Source organism: Gilliamella sp. BG1 (genome assembly GCF_046635625.1).
In the GTDB taxonomy this organism is placed as follows: Bacteria; Pseudomonadota; Gammaproteobacteria; order Enterobacterales; family Orbaceae; genus Gilliamella; species Gilliamella bombi.
This window is the reverse complement of sequence record NZ_JBIDFG010000012.1, coordinates 49,925-68,605: the sequence shown is the minus strand read 5'-3', so window position 1 is coordinate 68,605 and position 18,681 is coordinate 49,925. Positions and strand designations below refer to the sequence as shown.

Genomic DNA, 18,681 nt, shown 5'->3' with positions numbered 1-18,681 from the left:
ATTATAGTAAATAGGTATGTTATTAATAAAAAAATCACTGCATATAAAAAGATTCTAAAAATTTGATTAAATTCTTCCGGTATAGTAATTCTGTATTTATTGTAGTCACAAAATCATTCGCACAAATAGAATGAGGAGATGTTTTGCTTTTATAACTTAATATATCATAATAAGTATTAGCAGAGCTCGATCGGATATTGAAGTAATAACAGATATCTCTCGCTAATACTGATTGCTGTTCAAAATACATAATCCATGGAACTAAAAATGTGGCTAAATTAAGATCATTATCATCCCTAAATCGATTATTAATAAAAGAGTTAACTTCAAAATTAAAAAGTGACCATGCAAGAGTAAAATAAGATTTTTTTAATGGGATATATGTATGCGCTAAGGGAATGCATACATTTTTTTGATACTTTTTAAGTAATAATTTTCTTGAGTTAAAACAAGCTTTTAGTGTTGGAGTTGTTACACCTTTTTGCAACATTTCATCTAAATTTCTTTTATTTAAAAAAAGAGAGGATATATTATTTCCTGACAAAAAGTGGGATTTTGGTAAATATCTAGCAACAAATACATCATCATTAAAGTAAATGAAATTTTCAGATAATTCTGGAATATTATGTAAATGAGCCTCAATAACATGGGAATTGAAAGTAGGAAGATATTTTTTATCTATAATTTGGCTATGATCAATAATCTTAACTTTGCTAGGGAGATCAAAGGTGGGTATTTGATTATCTGTAATTAAAAAAATTGTTCTTACCCATGGCATATGTAGTTGAATACTTCTAATTACGTAAAATAACTCCCCATGATCTTCAAATCTCGCATCATCTACAGAAATAGGATTAATATCATTAATTTTTTGATTTTTATAATATTCAAACTTTGCTAACCAATCAGGATCTTTATTATTTACCCATGTAATAACTACATCAACAGGTTCATTACTTTCATTTGCAGTAATATCATATAATCTCAAATCATTTTCAATTAGAATATTTTCATGCAATAAATTATGGTCTTGTTCATCTAAGGACAAGGGATATTTTTTTATAAAATAATCTCTAAAAAATATTCCTGGTTTTTTTAAAAGTTTATTAAGTTTACTCATATTATGAATCTAATGTATATTGATAATAAATTTATTATATTAGAATTTTGGTTGTTTTTTCGAAATAAATAATATTTTGAATAACATATAGTTTTAATATTAATTCATCATTTTGATAAAAAGATTCTTTAAAATTCTCACATTTAAGATCAATATAATATTCTAATTTATTGAAAGTTAATTTTATCTTCAATTTATAAGTCCCATCAGGAATATCATCAATTGATAAACCTTCATTTCTAAAACTGAACATACCTGCTTTATCATAACTAATATAATCACCATTAAATAACTTCCTACTAATATTCGGATCTGAAAATTTTGCTAATTGCTTTGAGTGACATGAACTTTCATTGATAAATAATAAGAAGTTTTTTATACTTGGACTATATTCTGGACAGGGAATTCCAATAATAGCCGCAATTCCCTTTAAATAAATTCTATTTTCCTGAAGAAATATATAATATAATTCAACATAAGGATGATATTTTGTTTTATTAGTGGATTCTTCAAAGGGATTTAATTTGTGTATATTATGAAATACGCCTTGACCTACATAGATGGGTTTATTTTCAATTGTCTTATTCCAATATTCCTTTTTAGATTTTATTTGATTTTGATGGGTTCTAATCCAAGGTTCTCTGAGCATTACATGAGGTCTTTCCCAAGCAATGTTATATTTAGTAGCTCTTGCGGGAGCTCCTACAATTATACAATTATTTAGGTATTTCCCTTTTACTATGCTAGCAAACCCGACAACTGAACCTTCTCCAATTTGACTTCCAGATAAAACTACTGAATTAAAAGCAAACCATACATGTTCACCAATAATAATATCTTTAGATTTATTTACTCGTTCTCCTGAATTAACATCATAAATTGCGTGAGCATCATCAGAACGAATTTGGTTACCTGTAGCAAACATACAATCATCGCCAATGATGATTTTTGTTTTTTCTGCTGATGTGATATATATTTTATTTGTACAAGTAACATTATCACCAATGTTAATGTGACAAGAATAGCCTGCTCTTATTTGTCCTGATAAGTTTCCATTTTTCCCTATTAGGATAACCGCATTATGCGATGGAAAATCAAAATTAATATTACGAATTTTACTTGTATCCGCAATAATTAACTTATTATTATCGCCAACAAAATTTACTGTTACATTATGCAAATTTTTTGGTGCTACAATCAAATTTCCTTTATCATCTGAATAATCACCATCCACATTGATATTTGCCACTGTATATTTCATTTATGTTTTCTCGTATGAATAAACTATTCAATATTTAACTTAAAGTCAGCATAATAAATAGATCCCTTAATTTGGGACTTATTACACAAATAACTACGATATCTTTCAAACAACTGAGTATCGGGTTTATGCCCTTCCATCCAAAAACGGTCAAGTCCATTTTGAAAAGTTAACCCTTTTATATCATAATGTGCTTTACCGAGAGCAATAACAGGTAATCCATGAATCAAAGCTGAAAGTCCACAAGTGCTGTTAACTGTTACCAATCCGATTGCTTTTCTAAGTAAAATTGGCATAGGAACGCCATGGATATATATCACCCGTTTACTAACACCATAACGACTAGCCAGTTTTTTTATTAGTCGGTTATAATTATTAAAACCTTCATCCATCGGATGATGCTTGATTAGTAAATAGCTTTTTTCATCAGCAAATAAAGAAAATGAGCGTATAACTCTGAAAATATATGATTTCATAGAGTGATAATGGCTATGCTCTTGAATTTGAAAATCTTGATTGCATTGTAAAGGAAAAATGTAGAATGGTTTATATTCATTGTCAATAACATTTTTTATCAATCTAGGCTCTATTAACTTTGATTTCAATTTTCTAATTAAAGCTAAAGCCCAATGAAAAGCATAAAAAGATAATGATGTTTTCCTATGATGTATATAATTAGAATATTTATATTTCTTTAATAGCATAAAAAAATAATAAACAATACTGTAGTAAATCATTGAATAATAATGAGACTTCCCATTACTATCATCTATAGAGGTAATTTCAATATTTTGATAAAAATCATGATTTTTAGGTAAGAGAGAAAAACCATTAACCCCATCTTTCTCAAAAGTAATATAATGCGGTCTAAGATAACCTTCTTCAAACACCCAAAATGATAAATTTGGATTAGAATTTACTATTGACTTAGCTATTTTGTGGTATATCCGACAATCGCCAAAAACAATAATTGCGTCGATAGAATGTTGATAGATATAATCTTGTAAAAATTGAGGGAACTCTTCAACTGATTTACAGAAAGAAACACTATTTTTTGAATAAAAATACTCATCACCTCCATTTAAATTTATTTTATAAACGTTACATCCTGATTTTTTCAACCACTCTGCAACGTTTTTAAAAAAAGGACCAATAGGACCTTGTAGAAATAATATATTTCTTTGAGTATGGATTAGTTCGTATAAATAGTGGTTCATTGCTTCATTGAAAGTAACAAATTATATATCAAAAACTATTTACTACTTGAATAATTTATTTTATTGTAATAAAAAATATTTATGAAAATTTAATTTATTAATCTATTCCTATAATATTTATTTTCAATTAGTCAACAAAATTAAACGTCCACATTGAAACATGAAGAAACAAAGAAAGATTAACTTCAGATTCTGGGTAATTAATTAAAACGTTCTATTTTTGCATATATTTTGAATATTCTAACATAAAAATACTAATTTGTAATTTTTTGTTAAAAAATATAGAAATCTTATTTAATCACATAATTGTATGGTTAAACCCAATAAAAGCGATTTAGGAAAAAACGCTTTATGAATTTTTAGTGGATTATTTTAACCATGAGTGTAAATAACTCTATTTTTCCTACAATAAAAAATTTATAGTTGTTTAATTTTCTTTAATTTTAATTTACAAATAATAAAAACAACTTGTTTTAACTTGTTAAATTGTTTTTTTAACCAAACCTGCCTAATTTCTCTTGAAGCTTTTAATTTTTTATCATTTAAATAATTTATTAAAGTTTCTGGATCGGTAAAATTTAAAGAATCAGGATGAATATAAATCGGGTAATCATACATAACTATATAAATTAGTTCATGGAGTGTTAATGACCTATTTCTTCTAACATTAGGATATATATCAATTGTTAACCCCCAGCCTGAGTAAAATGGTTGCCCATAACACACTACTAGTTTATTTCTGATTAAAGCTTCAAAACCTGCTAATGAAGTGATTGTATGGACTTCATCAACTTGCTCAATACAATCGATAATATCAACAAACTCAATAATATTATCAACATATTTTTTTATTTCAAATGCATCAACTTGACCTCTTCGATTACCACTTAAAACATCTGGATGAGGTTTATAAACAATATAATCGTCAGGGTTATTTTGTCTAACAGCTTTTATTAATTCTAGATTTGTTTTTATAACAGGAGAACCATATAAAATAGATGCGTCATCCTCAACCTGTCCAGGTATTAAAATGATTTTTTCCTTATTTCCAATAGGTCTAATATTCATTTTCTTACCAACATTGTATTTACCTAATTTAGTTACAATTAGTAAGTTTTGTAGTGAGCTGGCTTTTTCTTTTTCCTTTTTAGTAACTTTTTTATTTGTTAATAAAATCTCTAATTCACTAATATTTTGGGAATTAAAATAAATACCTAGTTTATCAATAACCAGTGAATATGGCATAACTAGATTGGATCCTAAACCAATAGAACGGATAAAGCCATCCTCAATACGAAATGGATTCATACTGTTAATAATTGGAAGTAACTCTTTTTTTCCTTGCCCCCATATTAATAATTTTTCAGTTTTAAGTTTATTTTTTGCATCTTTGTTATTGAGAATTTTTATATATCTACGCACTGAATAGAATCGACCTTTTACAGAAGGTAGCCTTAAATAAGGTAACAGTACTTGTTTCTTCCAGAATGAAAACCCAACTAAGTCAATATTACCTCTAAGTTTATTATTGAGTGTTTTGATTTTGATTAAATAGTTAATAACATCAAAAATAGTTCCTTTTTTGCCTGTATAAGGATTAATGTATTTACAATATAATATGTAGCTTGCGATAAAAAGCTCTAAGACTGTGGCTTGAGTTCTTCTATCATTTGCTCGTAAATGGTTTATATTTTTATGTCGATCATCAGTACATCCCCAACCAGCATACCAAGGTAAACCAAAGGTAACAACATGTTTACCCAATAAAAGTGCTTCAAATCCCATATGCGATGTAACGACATACACTTTATCAAAATGTTTAAGCAATGAAAGAGGGTTTACATCTTCACTAAATAACATAACAGACTTTTGGTTAACTATTTGAGTTAAATAACCTTTTTTATATCCATTAATTACATCTGTATGGGTTTTTACATAAATTGTTGAAAGTGGGTTCTCATTGACTGCGCAATTTAGCATTGATATAAAGGTTTGTTGATTTGCTCCACCTAGCTCGACAGCCATATCTCCAAATGTTTGATCAATAACTAATACTTTTTTATTTTTATTATTGGTTTTATCCTCGAAACCACAAAAATCAGGTGCATGATTATATTTTGATAACTGTGCTTCAATAATTAATTTTAATGCAAAGGTTGCTTCATTTATATATTTATTTAAATTTGTTTTATTTTTAATTAATATTTCTAATTCTGAAGGCTTTCTAGAATCATAATAAATTCCAATTCTATCGGCAATAAGTGATAGTGGAGGATAGCCTTCTAGACCTAAACCAATAGAACGTAAAAAGCCATCTTCAAGAGCAATAAATGGTAGTAAATGTTTAGTTGCATATGCCCTAGCTTTTATTGTTGTTGGGCGATATCCCCACCCTGCAACTGCATCAATTTTCTTCTTAGTATTTTTTTTACTAAATGACAGATCAGAAAAAAAGTGATTAATACTTTTTATTGTCAGGATTTTTTTTGAAAAGACTAGAACATTTTTCATTTAGAATAATTCTATTAATAATAAGCTTATGTAATTTTTTGTTGTTTATTATGGTAAATATAAGCTTGTTCAATTGTATCAAATTGATATAAGTAACCAGCATCAAGCACCATAGCTTTATCACAATAATTTTTTATAGCATTCATATTATGTGAAACTAAGATAAGAGCGCGATCTTTTTTATTTTCAAATAATTCTGTTTTACATTTTTCTGTAAATCTAGAGTCACCAACAGCAATTACTTCATCAATTAAATAACAATCAAACTCAATTGATAAAGACAACGCAAAAGCTAAACGAGCTTTCATGCCAGAAGAGTATTTTTTTATTGGTTCATATAAATAATCACCTAATTCCGCAAAATTTTCAACATACTCTTTCGTTTTTTCGATATTACATCCATAAATTCGACAAATAAATCTTAAATTATCCATTCCCGTCAAACTACCTTGAAAAGCACCAGAAAAAGCTAATGGCCAAGAAATTGACATATTCCTTATTATTGAACCTGTAGTTGGTTTTTCTATTTCACTTAGAAGTCTAATTAGTGTAGATTTACCTGCACCATTACGTCCCAAAATGCCAATTTTTTCTCCTCTATATAATGAAAAATTGATATTATTTAGGACTGTTTTATATCCTTTTCTTGTTGAGTACCGTTTACCTACATTTTTAACAATAATCATCAATTATCCTCAAGAATATAATTCTCATTAATTTTTACCATGGTTAATCCCACAAATAATAAAACTATATTACAAAAAACTAAATAACTTACACTTTGATGTGTTATAGTTGAGGGGCCAAAATAACCTGCTCTAAACATTTCTGTTCCATTAATTGGTGGAATATAAAGCAGTAACTTTTGTATTTCATGGGGAAAGGTATCAACCCAAAAGAAAGCTCCAGATAAAGGCATAAGGATAAAACTTAAAGTACCCCACATTTTATCAAAAGCACCATATTTGGCAGATAAAACAAAAATGATTAGACCTAACCCCAGAGAAAACCAACACATCAACCCCCATGCACATAACATATAAAAAGGATCATAGGGTATAGCAATTAGCCCAGCAAAAATAAAAATTGATATAACAAAAACTTGAGCAGCACTTGCCCCAATCACTTCAAGAAATACACGTGCATAGACTAGATCTAAAATTTTGATATTACGATGATATAACAATGCTTTATTGGCAGTTACTGAACCTTTTGCTCGAGATGAAGCATTACGCCACATCATTACCATTGGATAGCCTGTTAATACAAATGCAATAATATTAAGATTGGATACAGAATTTATTTTAAAAAAAAACCACATTAAGCTTATTAACAACGTTAACGACATAGGTTCAACAAATAGCCAAAGAAAACCGATATTATTACGTCCATAACGGGTAATTATTTCCCTTAAAATTAAAGCATTCAATACATTAATTTGTATTTTTAATGAACGCATAAATGATGTTTTACTAATTACTTCCGTCATCAATCTTTATGTTCTCTTATACCAGCTGAAAGTAAATTAATAATACCATATACTAAAAAGCTAATTATAAAAGTTGCAATGATATTATAAATGCGTGCGGGTTTAAATGATACATCTGATATACTCGGCTGCTCTATTCGCTCTAGATAAAGTTGCTTTTTAGTTATTTCCACCTGAGCATTACGTAATGATAATGTGGCTGCCTCAAATTGTTGTTTAGCAACCGTATTATTAATTAATATCTGTTGATACTCAGCTAAATTAGCATCTCTATTTTTATTTCTTTGAAATTCAGCTAGAGCATGAGCTTCTTTCTTCATCTGTGATTCAGCATTTTTCAGTTCTGCTAGCGATGCGGTTATGAGATCTTGTTTGGCTCGTAAATTTATTTGGTTTACAAAACCTTCAGCTTGTTTTAATAATTGTTCATTTATTTTGAATGCATCTTGCATATCAAAAGCATTTACACTAATTGTAGCAATACCTGTAGAACTGTCAAAATTGACACTTATCATATTACTCATGTATCGATAGAAATATTCTTTTTTATTATACGAGTCAAGATTAAATCCATTAAATCGAGATATTATATCGCCTTTTTGAGTATACCACTTTTGTACTGGTAAAACTTTTTCAACAGAGGATAGAGCATCTCTAGATTTTATATATGACAAAACAACATATGAATCATCATTAGAGCGTGAAATTCCAACTTTTGAAAAAAAACTTCCCAATCCTCCCAATGATGATTGAGTATCCGAAGAACGTATAATATATGTTGCTTCAGATGTATAAATATTTTCAGCAATTAATCCAAAATAAATTATCGATAATAAAGTTGGTAATGATACAATTAGATATAATAACCAACTTTTTTTTCTTTTAAAATTTAAAAACATAAAATCTCACGAGTGCAATAATTAAAAACTTATTCACTAATCTGGTTAATTTGATTAACAACTCCAACACCTGGTGAGAAAATCGCATATAAGAATTTTTGTAGTTCTAGAATTGGTGCAGATGCAACATAAACAATATCATTATTCTTAATTTGAAAATTCTTCATTATGAAGAATGAATTAGGATTATTTAAATCTATTTGGTAAACAGTTGGTACAAGCTCTTTCTTATTATCTATCGACAAAGTGTCTTGATATCTAAACACAAAAACACCTCGGGCATCAGATTGACTATCTCGTAAACCACCAATACGAGCTAATGCTTGTGACAAATTAATTCCAACAGCTTCAAATCTGACTTCTTTTGTTGAGCCTATTGCCCCCATAGAAATAAAAGAACTAGGCTTATTAATCAAAGTAATAACATCATCTTTTTGAAGATGAACATTAAATTTAGGATTAGATAATACTAAACTTAGTGGAATTTTATTAACTTTATTATTCCTAGTGACTTGTATTAAAGTATCTTTAATATCATACATATTGCTACCTAACATGGTAACGGCATCTAATAAACGCTCCCCCTTAGCTGTTATAGGCATTTTACCACTAAATTTATCACCAATAACTGTAACATTTGAAGAACGTTTTTCTAAAACAGTGACAATTACTTGGGGTCTATTTGCAATTCCAGATAACTTTTCAATTATTTCTTTTTGTAGCTGAGTGGGAGTTTTATTAGCAACTTTCACATTTCCAACAAACGGCAAAGAAATAAACCCTTTAGAATCAACAATTACTATTGGTAATTCAGTTAATCCAGTTTTTGGAGCACCTGTATCACCTGAACCTACAAACAGTATTGCTGGAGGGGTTTCAATTACAGAAATCTTTATACTATCGCCTTTACCTATATTATCAACTTTTTTATCTTGGCTATCCCTTTCATTAATAAGCTTTGTAAAGTTAAATAAATTAGTTTGCGCTTCTTTTATAGAATCAGATGAAATATTTAAATCAACGATTTTTACTTTATTATAAATTTTATCTAATTCAGCATGTTGTTTATTTATATTTTTTATAGATAAAAAATTTGGTCCTGAATGAGGTAAAACAGTACAACCACTCAAAATAATTGCTAGCGTTATTGGAAGAAGGGACGGTAATTTCAAAATAAATTTCCTTACTCATCAATTAATTATATATTTTTAAAAGTTTTGGATTAGAAATTTACACATGTATTTTAGTTGATAAAATATATTTAATTTTATTTATAATTAAAAAATAGGTAAATTTACTGCAAACATGCATTGGAGGAGACCCTATCAGCTACATCCCACACACATGTATTTTACTTTGGCTGCTTCCTTCCGGACCTGACCTAGTGAGCAAAAAAATGTTGCAAGAGAACCCATAGAGCCTCCATTGAATCGGAGGTATCATACTCGAATTATTAATTTTTTACAACTACTTTTTAGTATAACACAACTGTTCGGCTTTTCTTTAGATGCTATATCAAAAGAAAAGCCATTATTTGAAATGATAGTATGTAATTAAGAAATTAGATTACTAGATTTTTCTCAACACGCTCTCTAAATTTTATACCTGGTCTAAATGTAACAACTCTACGAGCTGAAATATCAACACTTTCACCTGTTTTTGGGTTTCTACCTGGGCGTGAATTTTTATCACGTACTGTAAAATTACCGAATCCAGATAATTTAACTGGTTCACCTTTTTCTAAAGCCACCCGAATCTCTTCAAAAAATAGCTCTACAAGGATTTTAGATTCTTGTCGATCAATATTAAATTTTTCGGCAAGACGATCTGCAATATCTGCTTTAGTTAATGTCATATTATTATTCTCTTAATAGGGCTTTAAAACGATTTTGTAAGGTAGTAACGCATTTGCTTACAATGTTAGTTATATCTTCTTCTTCAAGCGTACGTGATTTATCTTGTAAAACCAAACTAATAGCAATGCTTTTTTGATCTTCTTTGATATTTTCACCTTGATACACATCAAAAAGAGTAACTTTAATAAGTTGCTCACCACCCGCTTTTTTACACTCTAAAATAATATCCGCTGCTGGTATTGTATTTGAAACAATAATAGCTATATCACGTTTATTTGACGGATACTTGGATAAATCCTGAGCTACAGGTACCTCTTTTTTACTAATTTTAGCTAAATTTATTTCAAAAACAAGCGTTTTACTATTTAAAGACAATTTTTTTTCAATTTCTGGATGCAAGACTCCTAAATGACCTAATAACTCATCATTTAAATAAATCGCAGCACTTTGTCCAGGATGTAAAGCTGGGAGTTCAGATTTTTTAAATTGTATTTGATCACCACACCCTAAAAGAGAAAAAATTGACTCAAGATCACCTTTAAGATCATAAAAATCTACATTCTTTTTAGGGAGTTGCCAGTGTTCTTCGTATAAATTACCAGTAACAATACCAGCTAACATTAACTCCTGACGTACACCAAATTCACAATTTTCATCAGGAATAAAACGCAAACCAGTTTCAAATAATCGGGCACGCGTTTGCTGACGATTTTGGTTATATAGTATCACATCTAATAACCCAGACCAAAGTGATAAACGCATAACTGACATTTCACTTGAAATTGGGTTAGGTAATTTGATTTCTGAATGTTCAGGATATAATATTTGCTGAACTTTTGGATCGACAAAGCTGTATGTTACCGCTTCTTGATACCCTCTATCGACCAATAAATCCTTTACTCTACGTAATGGGATTTGACTTTCTGGTTTTGGTTTCATTACTGATTCAATTTTCAAATTAGCATTTGGGATATTGTTATATCCATAAATGCGGGCAATTTCTTCAACTAAATCCTCTTCAATTTGTAAATCAAATCGCCAACTTGGTGATTTTACAATCCAAATGTTATTGTTATTGTTATTGTTATTGTTATTGTTATATTCAACTTCACAACCAAGTCTGTTTAAAATATCACTGATCTTTTGTGTTTCAATTTTATAACCAATGATACGATCAATTTTATTGCGGTGTAACTCAATAGTTGCCTGTGTAGGAAGATCATTTTGATTTGTGACATCAATAATTGGACCTGCTTCACCACCACAAATTTCAATTACTAATTGACTAGCTCTTTCCATTGCCACCAACTGTAAAGCAGGATCAACGCCACGCTCATAACGGTGAGAAGCATCGGTATGTAGACCATACTCACGAGCTTTTCCTATTATTGCTAATGGATTAAAAAATGCTGACTCAAGAAAAATATCTTTAGTTGATTGTGTTACGCATGATTTTTCACCGCCCATAATTCCTGCTAATGCCAAAATTTTTTGGTGATCAGCAATAACTAAGGTTTTATTATTAAATTTAACTTCATTACCATTGAGTAAAACTAGTTTTTCATTTTCTTTAGCATAACGGACAACAATGCCCTTTTCTATCTGAGCCAAATCGAAGGCATGCATTGGATGACCAAGCTCTAATAACACATAGTTAGTAATATCAACAACGGCATCAATTGAACGAATCCCACCTCTACGTAATTTTTCTTTCATCCAAAGCGGTGTTGTAGCATTAACATTAATATTTTTTATAACTCTACCCAAATAACGTGGCGCAGCTTTAGTTTCATCAACCTGAATGGGTAATGTATCGGTCATTGTTGTCGGAACGCTGTCTACTTTCATTTCTTTCATAACTATATTGTTAACTGCAGAAATATCTCTAGCAATCCCAACAATACCAAAACAATCTGCACGGTTTGGTGTTACACTAATATCAATTATTACATCATTAAGATTTAAATATTCGCGAATATCCATACCTAAAGGAGCATCATCAGGTAATTCAATAATACCATTATGTTCATCAGCAATCCCTAATTCTGAGTATGAACATAGCATGCCTTCTGACGGTTCACCTCGTAACTTAGCTGATTTGATTTTAAAATTACCTGGTAAAACAGCTCCCACTGTAGCACATGCAACAGTCAAACCTTGTCGGCAATTTGGTGCTCCACAGACAATATCAAGTAATTCTAGTTTACCTATATCAACTTTTGTAACACGTAATTTATCTGCATTTGGATGCTGCATACATTCAACAACTTTGCCAACAACCACACCAGAAAAATCACCTGCAACCTTTTCAATATCATCAACTTCTAAACCAGCCATTGTTAATTGATCGGCTAGCGTTTCGCTACTAATTTCTGGATTGATCCATTCACGTAGCCAACTTTCACTAAATTTCATGCTTTGATCTCCAGAATCAATTAAATTGTTTTAAAAAGCGTAAATCATTTTCAAAGAAAGAACGTAAATCAGTGACACCGTAACGTAACATAGTTAATCGTTCTATCCCCATGCCAAATGCAAAACCGCTATATACTTCAGGATCAATACCAACATTACGTAATACATTAGGGTGAACCATTCCACAACCTAATACTTCTAACCATTTACCATTTTTAGCTTTAATATCAACTTCGGCTGAAGGTTCAGTAAATGGGAAATAGCCTGGTCTAAAACGAATTTCCATATCATCTTCAAAAAAGCAATGTAGGAAATCGTGTAATAATCCTTTTAAATGAGTAAAGCTGATATCTTTATCAACAAGCAACCCCTCCATTTGGTGGAACATTGGTGTGTGAGTTTGATCGTAATCATTACGGTAAGTCCGCCCTGGAGCAATAATTCGAATCGGTGGTTTTTGATTTTCCATTGTACGAATTTGTACGGTTGAGGTTTGTGTTCTTAATAATCGTTTTGCATCAAACCAAAATGTATCGTGATCAGCACGAGCTGGATGATGAGCAGGAATATTTAATGCATCAAAATTATGGTAATCGTCTTCAATTTCTGGGCCTGTTTCAACAACAAACCCTAATTCACCAAAAAAATCGACTAAGCGATTGATTGTTTTAGTAACGGGATGCAATCCACCTAATTCAAGAGTTTTACCTGGTAAAGTAATATCTATTGTTTCATTAGCTAATTTTGCATCAAGAGCCTGACGCTCTAAAAAATTGCGCTTTTGATTTAATATTTCAACGACTTTTTGTTTTGCGTCATTGATTTTTTGACCGACTGCTGGGCGCTCATCAGCAGGAACATCACGTAATGAGGCCATATGCATTGTAAAATGGCCTTTTTTACCAAAATATTCTACTCTAATTTGTTCGATCATATTAATGTCATTAGCACTTTCAATAGCGGATTTGGCTTTATTTACCAGTTCAACTAATTGAGACATACAGTTCTCCTGCTTATTGTTCATTATATAAAAAAAGCCTCTTTTTGAGGCTTTTATAATCATTTTTTGTTTTTTCTTTGCCTCACGAATTAGTATTACTAAAGAAGCCAAAAAAGAAACAAAAAACAACTAAATTCATAATTAAATTACTCTTTATGATAAAAATCAAAAATTAAAATAATAAAAGCCGAGATAACTCGGCTCTCATAAATATTATAGTGCAGCCTTAGCTTTTTCAACTAATGCAGCAAATGCATTTTTATCAAATACTGCAATATCAGCAAGGATCTTACGATCGATCTCAATTGAAGCTTTCTTTAAACCATTAATAAAACGGCTATATGAAAGACCACATTGGCGTGCTGCAGCATTGATACGCACAATCCATAATTGACGGAATTGACGTTTACGTTGACGACGGTCACGGTAAGCATACTGCCCAGCTTTGATTACAGCTTGGAAAGCAACACGATACACACGTGAACGAGCACCATAATAACCTTTTGCTTGTTTTAAAATTTTCTTGTGACGTGCACGAGCAATAACACCACGTTTAACACGAGCCATAAACTATATCCTCTAAATAATTAACCAATAAATTAAGCGTATGGAACACACGCAGTAACTAAACCTAAATCGCCTTTTGACACAGTTGTCAAACCACGTAAATGACGTTTACGTTTGGTTGATTTTTTAGTTAAGATATGACTCTTGTTAGCTTGCTTATGCTTAAAGCCACCAGAAGCTGTTTTTTTAAAGCGCTTTGCTGCGCCTCTTACAGTTTTAATTTTAGGCATTTTATTAATTTCCACTTCGCATTGTTAATAAAAATAAAATAATGGTGTAACTTTCAATAAATCAAAAATTAGCTTGTAAAACCATTATTTCTTCTTCGGCGCTAGCACCATAATCATTTGTCGACCTTCAATCTTAGTTGGATAAGATTCAATAATCGCCAAATCAGCTAAATCCTTTTTAATACGATCAAGCATTTCAGAACCTAACTGTTGGTGAGCCATTTCACGACCACGAAAACGTAACGTGACTTTAGCTTTATCGCCATCTTCAAGAAAGCGAATCAGGCTGCGGAGTTTTACCTGATAGTCGCCTTCGTCTGTACCAGGTCGGAACTTAATTTCCTTAACCTGAACAACCTTTTGCTTTTTCTTCTGCTCTTTTGTTGCTTTACTCTTTTCATAGAGGAACTTGCCATAATCCATAATTCGACAAACAGGTGGCTCTGCATTAGGGCTTATTTCAACTAAATCTAAAGTTGCTTCTTCAGCTTGTTTTAAAGCTTCATCTAAGCTTACTATACCGAGCTGCTCACCATCGACGCCGGTTAACCTCACCTCACGAGCTGTAATTTCATCATTGATTTTATGTGCTCGTGTTGACTGAATTCGTTTACTGACTTTAATATCTCATTCCTCCAAATTAATTTATCATTAATTCATTTGTTCTAATGAACGACTATGAATTTCGTTAAGCAACAATTCTATAACATGTTTCACTTCAAAGCTACCAAGATCTTTACCTTGACGAGTTCGAACTGAAATTGTTCCTGATTCCATTTCTTTGTCTCCACAAACAAACATATAAGGAACACGTTTTAGAGTATGCTCGCGAATTTTAAACCCTATTTTCTCATTTCTCAAGTCCGCTTTTGCTCTAATGCCAACTTTTTGTAATTGTGCGGTTAATTGTTTGGCATATTCAGCTTGATTATCGGTAATGTTAATTACTGCAACTTGCAATGGAGCAAGCCAAGTAGGGAAAAGACCTGCACAGTTTTCAGTCAAGATACCCATAAAACGCTCCATAGAACCTAAAATAGCTCTATGAATCATAACCGGGACATGACGTTCATTATCTTCACCTACATAAGTCGCATCTAAACGTTCAGGTAGCATAAAATCAAGCTGAACTGTACCGCATTGCCATGCTCTACCTAAACAGTCATGCAAGGTAAATTCTATTTTTGGGCCATAAAAAGCGCCTTCACCTGGTAAATATTCGAATTCAATGCCATTTTCTGTTAAACATTCAGCTAAATCTTTTTCAGCAAGATCCCAAGTTTCATCCTTACCAATTCGTTTTTCAGGACGGGTTGATAACTTAACAGTAATATCATTAAAACCGAAAGTACTATAAGTATCATAAACCATTTTGATACAGCTATTTACTTCACTGCGAATTTGATCTTCAGTACAAAAGATATGTGCATCATCTTGTGTAAAACCTCGAACGCGCATCAAACCATGTAAAGATCCTGAAGGTTCATTACGATGGCAACTACCAAATTCCGCCATACGTAATGGTAAATCACGATAAGATTTTAAGCCTTGATTAAAAATTTGTACATGTCCTGGACAGTTCATTGGTTTAATACAATATTCACGATTTTCAGAAGAAGTAACAAACATTAACTCTTTATAATTACCCCAGTGACCTGTTTTTTCCCACAAAACACGATCCATCATAAATGGACCTTTTACTTCTTGATAATCGTATTCTTTCAATTTAGTGCGAACAAAAACCTCAAGTTCACGGAAAATAATCCAACCATCATTATGCCAAAACACCATACCAGGCGCCTCTTCTTGCATATGATAAAGATCTAGTTGCTTACCAATTTTGCGATGATCTCGTTTAGCGGCTTCTTCTAAAAATTGTAAATAGCTATCAAGTTGTTTTTTATCTGCCCATGCTGTTCCATAAATACGTTGTAACATTTTATTATCACTGTTACCGCGCCAATAAGCTCCAGCAATTTTTTGCAATTTAAAATGATGGCAAAAACGCATATTAGGTACATGTGGTCCACGACACATATCAATATATTCTTCGTGATGATAAAGAGCTGGTTTTGAATCTTTTGGAATATTTTCATCTAAAATAGCAATTTTGTATGGTTCATGTCGCTCCCAAAAAACTTCTCTAGCGCGCTCCCAACTAACCACTTCTTTTTTTACTTCATAATTTTTTTTAGCCAACTCATGCATGCGTTTTTCTAGTGCATCAAGGTCTTCCTGAGTTAAAGAGTGATCTAAATCAACATCATAATAAAAACCATTATCAATTGTTGGACCAATAGCCATTTGTGTATTAGGCCATAGTTGTTTAATTGCGTGACCCAATAAATGTGCACAAGAATGACGAATAATTTCGAGTCCATCTTCATCTTTGGCTGTAATGATGGCTAATGTTGCATCTTGATCAATGACATCACAGGCATCTTTACGCTCGCCATTTACACGCCCAGCTATACAAGCTTTAGCAAGACCTGCTCCAATACTTTGAGCAACTTCTAAAACAGTAACGGGTTTATCGAATTGACGTTGGCTTCCGTCAGGAAGAGTAATAATTGGCATAACAAATCCTTATAACAGTGGTGCGCCACACGAAAGCGCACTTGCTTACTTAAAAAATAGGTCGAATATACTACCACTTATCATCTGGATTTAAAATAGAAAGAATCATATTAATATGAAGCTTAATAAATATACTAAAACACATAGTTACCGGAAACTTTTTTACAAATAAATGGTTATTTTTGTATAACAAAGATTATAATCATTAACTAATAAAAGTTTATAATATGAACACATATGCTATGAATATTTGGATTGATGCTGATGCCTGCCCTAACCCAATTAAAGAGATTTTATATCGAGTTGCAAATCGAAAAGCAATAAATACAACATTAATTGCAAATCAATGTTTAACTATCCCCTTGTCACCTTATATTAAAACTTTATTAGTTGAAAAAGGATTTGATGTAGCAGATAGAAAAATAATTGAGTCGGTTCAAAAAAATGATTTAGTTATTACCTCAGACATTCCACTTGCATCCGAAGTTTTAAATAAAAATGCATTAGTGCTCACGCCACGAGGTGAACAATATACACTAGATACAATTAAAGAACGATTAATTATGAGAGATTTTATGGAAACCATGCGAGCAAGTGGAATACAATCTAAAGGTTCAGCTCCATTTTCCAGCAAAGACCGAGAAAAATTTGCTAATCAGCTTGATATATTACTTAATTCAACATCGAAATGAATTTAATAACTCTTTTAAATCGAGCAGCCAAATTAGCAAAACTAAATTTTTAGAAATAGCTCTCTGCTTTTGAATGGTTTTGATCCTACATAAGGTTTCAACGCCATCCTAGTAAAGCGTTTAGCTGCTTTTAACGTATCGATATTATCAAATTGACGTTTTCCTAAAGCTAAAACCTGCTCGCCAGTAAAGCTGATGCTATTTTGTAATAAACTACTGATAAATCCTTTTTCCGATTGATATTGATAATACATCGATTTAACAATGTCATCGCCAGTTACACAGCAGTGAAAAAAATCAACGTGATATCCTAAATTTTCTAATAACGATAATTCAAAAGCTCGCAACACATTTTCAGCAGGAACCTGTTGGGCTAATTGTTGCAGACTTTTTAGATAATCATCAAAAAGAGTTGGCAATTCTGCTTCTGCAACTAAAACTCGATGTAATAGTTCATTTAAATAAAATGCGCTATACAAAAAAACAGATACCAATGGCAATGCAAGCGACATAGCTTCAACCTGACGCAATGTTTTTATTTCACCTTGGCCTGAGTATTGCACAATAAGTGGAGTAAAAGGTTGCAACATACCTTTCAAGGCAGAGCTTTTTCGTTTAGCACCTTTAGCTAATACCTTTACTTTTCCGATATTTTCAACAAATAGATCGACTAATAAACTAGTTTCAGTATAAGAACGAGTATGTAGTATAAATGCTCTTTGCCAATTTTCCATTCAAAATACCTTTCAATTACACTACTGTTTCTTGGTTAATAATTGTATCTGAGTAAAATTTAGATAAATCTATGAAATTTTCAACTGAAATTTAGTTGAAGATCCGATATAAT

General features: G+C 31.1%; 17 protein-coding genes and 1 other RNA gene. 1 reads left to right on the top strand and 17 read right to left on the bottom strand.

The features are described from left to right. Positions 1 to 34 precede the first annotated feature (34 nt). The 16 genes from ACGH80_RS08085 to thrS form a co-directional block, all read right to left on the bottom strand. Positions 35 to 1,120 (bottom strand): stealth family protein, encoded by a 1,086-nt coding sequence (locus tag ACGH80_RS08085; protein WP_174798277.1) that lies wholly within the window; start codon positions 1,118 to 1,120, stop codon positions 35 to 37. 34 nt (positions 1,121 to 1,154) lie between these two features. Continuing rightward, the gene (locus ACGH80_RS08080; RefSeq protein ID WP_174798276.1) at positions 1,155 to 2,381 is read right to left on the bottom strand and encodes an acyltransferase; all 1,227 of its coding nucleotides are present in this window, start codon (positions 2,379 to 2,381) and stop codon (positions 1,155 to 1,157) included. A 23-nt stretch (positions 2,382 to 2,404) separates the two neighbouring features. Beyond that, a complete protein-coding gene (locus ACGH80_RS08075) occupies positions 2,405 to 3,598 on the bottom strand; it encodes a capsule biosynthesis protein (RefSeq protein WP_174798275.1) in 1,194 nt (397 codons plus the stop codon). A 417-nt stretch (positions 3,599 to 4,015) separates the two neighbouring features. Continuing rightward, positions 4,016 to 6,109, bottom strand: a complete 2,094-nt coding sequence (locus ACGH80_RS08070) for a capsular polysaccharide biosynthesis protein (protein WP_174798274.1) — start codon at positions 6,107 to 6,109, stop codon at positions 4,016 to 4,018. 26 nt (positions 6,110 to 6,135) lie between these two features. Beyond that, entirely contained in the window at positions 6,136 to 6,795 is a 660-nt protein-coding gene (locus ACGH80_RS08065; protein ID WP_174798273.1) for an ABC transporter ATP-binding protein, read from the bottom strand. After that, a complete protein-coding gene (locus ACGH80_RS08060; protein ID WP_174798272.1) occupies positions 6,795 to 7,598 on the bottom strand; it encodes an ABC transporter permease in 804 nt (267 codons plus the stop codon). The genes ACGH80_RS08065 and ACGH80_RS08060 overlap by 1 nt, the downstream gene beginning before the upstream one ends. Continuing rightward, entirely contained in the window at positions 7,598 to 8,497 is a 900-nt protein-coding gene (locus ACGH80_RS08055) for a hypothetical protein (RefSeq protein WP_411630851.1), read from the bottom strand. Before ACGH80_RS08055 ends, ACGH80_RS08060 begins: the two co-directional genes overlap by 1 nt. A 29-nt stretch (positions 8,498 to 8,526) precedes the next feature. Further along, the gene (locus ACGH80_RS08050; protein ID WP_411579489.1) at positions 8,527 to 9,627 is read right to left on the bottom strand and encodes a polysaccharide biosynthesis/export family protein; all 1,101 of its coding nucleotides are present in this window, start codon (positions 9,625 to 9,627) and stop codon (positions 8,527 to 8,529) included. A 190-nt stretch (positions 9,628 to 9,817) separates the two neighbouring features. Continuing rightward, positions 9,818 to 9,913: signal recognition particle sRNA small type (gene ffs, locus ACGH80_RS08045), an RNA gene on the bottom strand. Positions 9,914 to 10,058: 145 nt separating this feature from the next. Then, entirely contained in the window at positions 10,059 to 10,352 is a 294-nt protein-coding gene (locus tag ACGH80_RS08040) for an integration host factor subunit alpha (RefSeq protein WP_034913150.1), read from the bottom strand. A 4-nt stretch (positions 10,353 to 10,356) separates the two neighbouring features. After that, a complete protein-coding gene (pheT, locus tag ACGH80_RS08035; protein WP_411630850.1) occupies positions 10,357 to 12,768 on the bottom strand; it encodes a phenylalanine--tRNA ligase subunit beta in 2,412 nt (803 codons plus the stop codon). A gap of 16 nt (positions 12,769 to 12,784) precedes the next feature. Further along, complete coding sequence (gene pheS / locus ACGH80_RS08030) at positions 12,785 to 13,768, bottom strand: phenylalanine--tRNA ligase subunit alpha (protein ID WP_174798269.1); 984 nt, start codon at positions 13,766 to 13,768, stop codon at positions 12,785 to 12,787. Positions 13,769 to 13,981: 213 nt separating this feature from the next. Next, positions 13,982 to 14,335 carry a 50S ribosomal protein L20 gene (gene rplT, locus ACGH80_RS08025; RefSeq protein WP_024496189.1) on the bottom strand — a complete coding sequence of 118 codons (354 nt, stop codon included), beginning with the start codon at positions 14,333 to 14,335 and terminating at the stop codon, positions 13,982 to 13,984. A 32-nt stretch (positions 14,336 to 14,367) separates the two neighbouring features. After that, positions 14,368 to 14,565, bottom strand: a complete 198-nt coding sequence (gene rpmI / locus ACGH80_RS08020) for a 50S ribosomal protein L35 (protein WP_025315575.1) — start codon at positions 14,563 to 14,565, stop codon at positions 14,368 to 14,370. An 84-nt stretch (positions 14,566 to 14,649) separates the two neighbouring features. After that, positions 14,650 to 15,189 carry a translation initiation factor IF-3 gene (infC, locus tag ACGH80_RS08015; RefSeq protein WP_065590951.1) on the bottom strand — a complete coding sequence of 180 codons (540 nt, stop codon included), beginning with the start codon at positions 15,187 to 15,189 and terminating at the stop codon, positions 14,650 to 14,652. Positions 15,190 to 15,216: 27 nt separating this feature from the next. Continuing rightward, complete coding sequence (gene thrS / locus ACGH80_RS08010) at positions 15,217 to 17,142, bottom strand: threonine--tRNA ligase (RefSeq protein WP_174798268.1); 1,926 nt, start codon at positions 17,140 to 17,142, stop codon at positions 15,217 to 15,219. 242 nt (positions 17,143 to 17,384) lie between these two features. Between thrS and ACGH80_RS08005 the strand changes: the two genes are divergently transcribed. Further along, positions 17,385 to 17,834, top strand: coding sequence for a YaiI/YqxD family protein (locus ACGH80_RS08005; protein ID WP_065560286.1), 450 nt, complete (start codon positions 17,385 to 17,387; stop codon positions 17,832 to 17,834). A gap of 41 nt (positions 17,835 to 17,875) precedes the next feature. Here ACGH80_RS08005 and recO read toward each other — a convergent pair whose 3' ends face one another. After that, positions 17,876 to 18,568 carry a DNA repair protein RecO gene (gene recO / locus ACGH80_RS08000; RefSeq protein ID WP_065610871.1) on the bottom strand — a complete coding sequence of 231 codons (693 nt, stop codon included), beginning with the start codon at positions 18,566 to 18,568 and terminating at the stop codon, positions 17,876 to 17,878. Between the last annotated feature and the right edge of the window lie 113 nt (positions 18,569 to 18,681).

What these genes read in the sequence shown, in the direction of transcription:
- rplT (WP_024496189.1), bottom strand. Translation starts at nt 14,335, where the DNA reads ATGGCTCGTGTTAAACGTGGTGTTATTGCTCGTGCACGTCACAAGAAA.
- pheT (WP_411630850.1), bottom strand. Translation starts at nt 12,768, where the DNA reads ATGAAATTTAGTGAAAGTTGGCTACGTGAATGGATCAATCCAGAAATT.
- thrS (WP_174798268.1), bottom strand. Translation starts at nt 17,142, where the DNA reads ATGCCAATTATTACTCTTCCTGACGGAAGCCAACGTCAATTCGATAAA.
- ACGH80_RS08070 (WP_174798274.1), bottom strand. Translation starts at nt 6,109, where the DNA reads ATGAAAAATGTTCTAGTCTTTTCAAAAAAAATCCTGACAATAAAAAGT.
- ACGH80_RS08060 (WP_174798272.1), bottom strand. Translation starts at nt 7,598, where the DNA reads ATGACGGAAGTAATTAGTAAAACATCATTTATGCGTTCATTAAAAATA.
- pheS (WP_174798269.1), bottom strand. Translation starts at nt 13,768, where the DNA reads ATGTCTCAATTAGTTGAACTGGTAAATAAAGCCAAATCCGCTATTGAA.
- ACGH80_RS08075 (WP_174798275.1), bottom strand. Translation starts at nt 3,598, where the DNA reads ATGAACCACTATTTATACGAACTAATCCATACTCAAAGAAATATATTA.
- ACGH80_RS08085 (WP_174798277.1), bottom strand. Translation starts at nt 1,120, where the DNA reads ATGAGTAAACTTAATAAACTTTTAAAAAAACCAGGAATATTTTTTAGA.
- recO (WP_065610871.1), bottom strand. Translation starts at nt 18,568, where the DNA reads ATGGAAAATTGGCAAAGAGCATTTATACTACATACTCGTTCTTATACT.
- rpmI (WP_025315575.1), bottom strand. Translation starts at nt 14,565, where the DNA reads ATGCCTAAAATTAAAACTGTAAGAGGCGCAGCAAAGCGCTTTAAAAAA.
- ACGH80_RS08005 (WP_065560286.1), top strand. Translation starts at nt 17,385, where the DNA reads ATGAATATTTGGATTGATGCTGATGCCTGCCCTAACCCAATTAAAGAG.
- ACGH80_RS08055 (WP_411630851.1), bottom strand. Translation starts at nt 8,497, where the DNA reads ATGTTTTTAAATTTTAAAAGAAAAAAAAGTTGGTTATTATATCTAATT.
- ACGH80_RS08065 (WP_174798273.1), bottom strand. Translation starts at nt 6,795, where the DNA reads ATGATTATTGTTAAAAATGTAGGTAAACGGTACTCAACAAGAAAAGGA.
- ACGH80_RS08080 (WP_174798276.1), bottom strand. Translation starts at nt 2,381, where the DNA reads ATGAAATATACAGTGGCAAATATCAATGTGGATGGTGATTATTCAGAT.
- ACGH80_RS08040 (WP_034913150.1), bottom strand. Translation starts at nt 10,352, where the DNA reads ATGACATTAACTAAAGCAGATATTGCAGATCGTCTTGCCGAAAAATTT.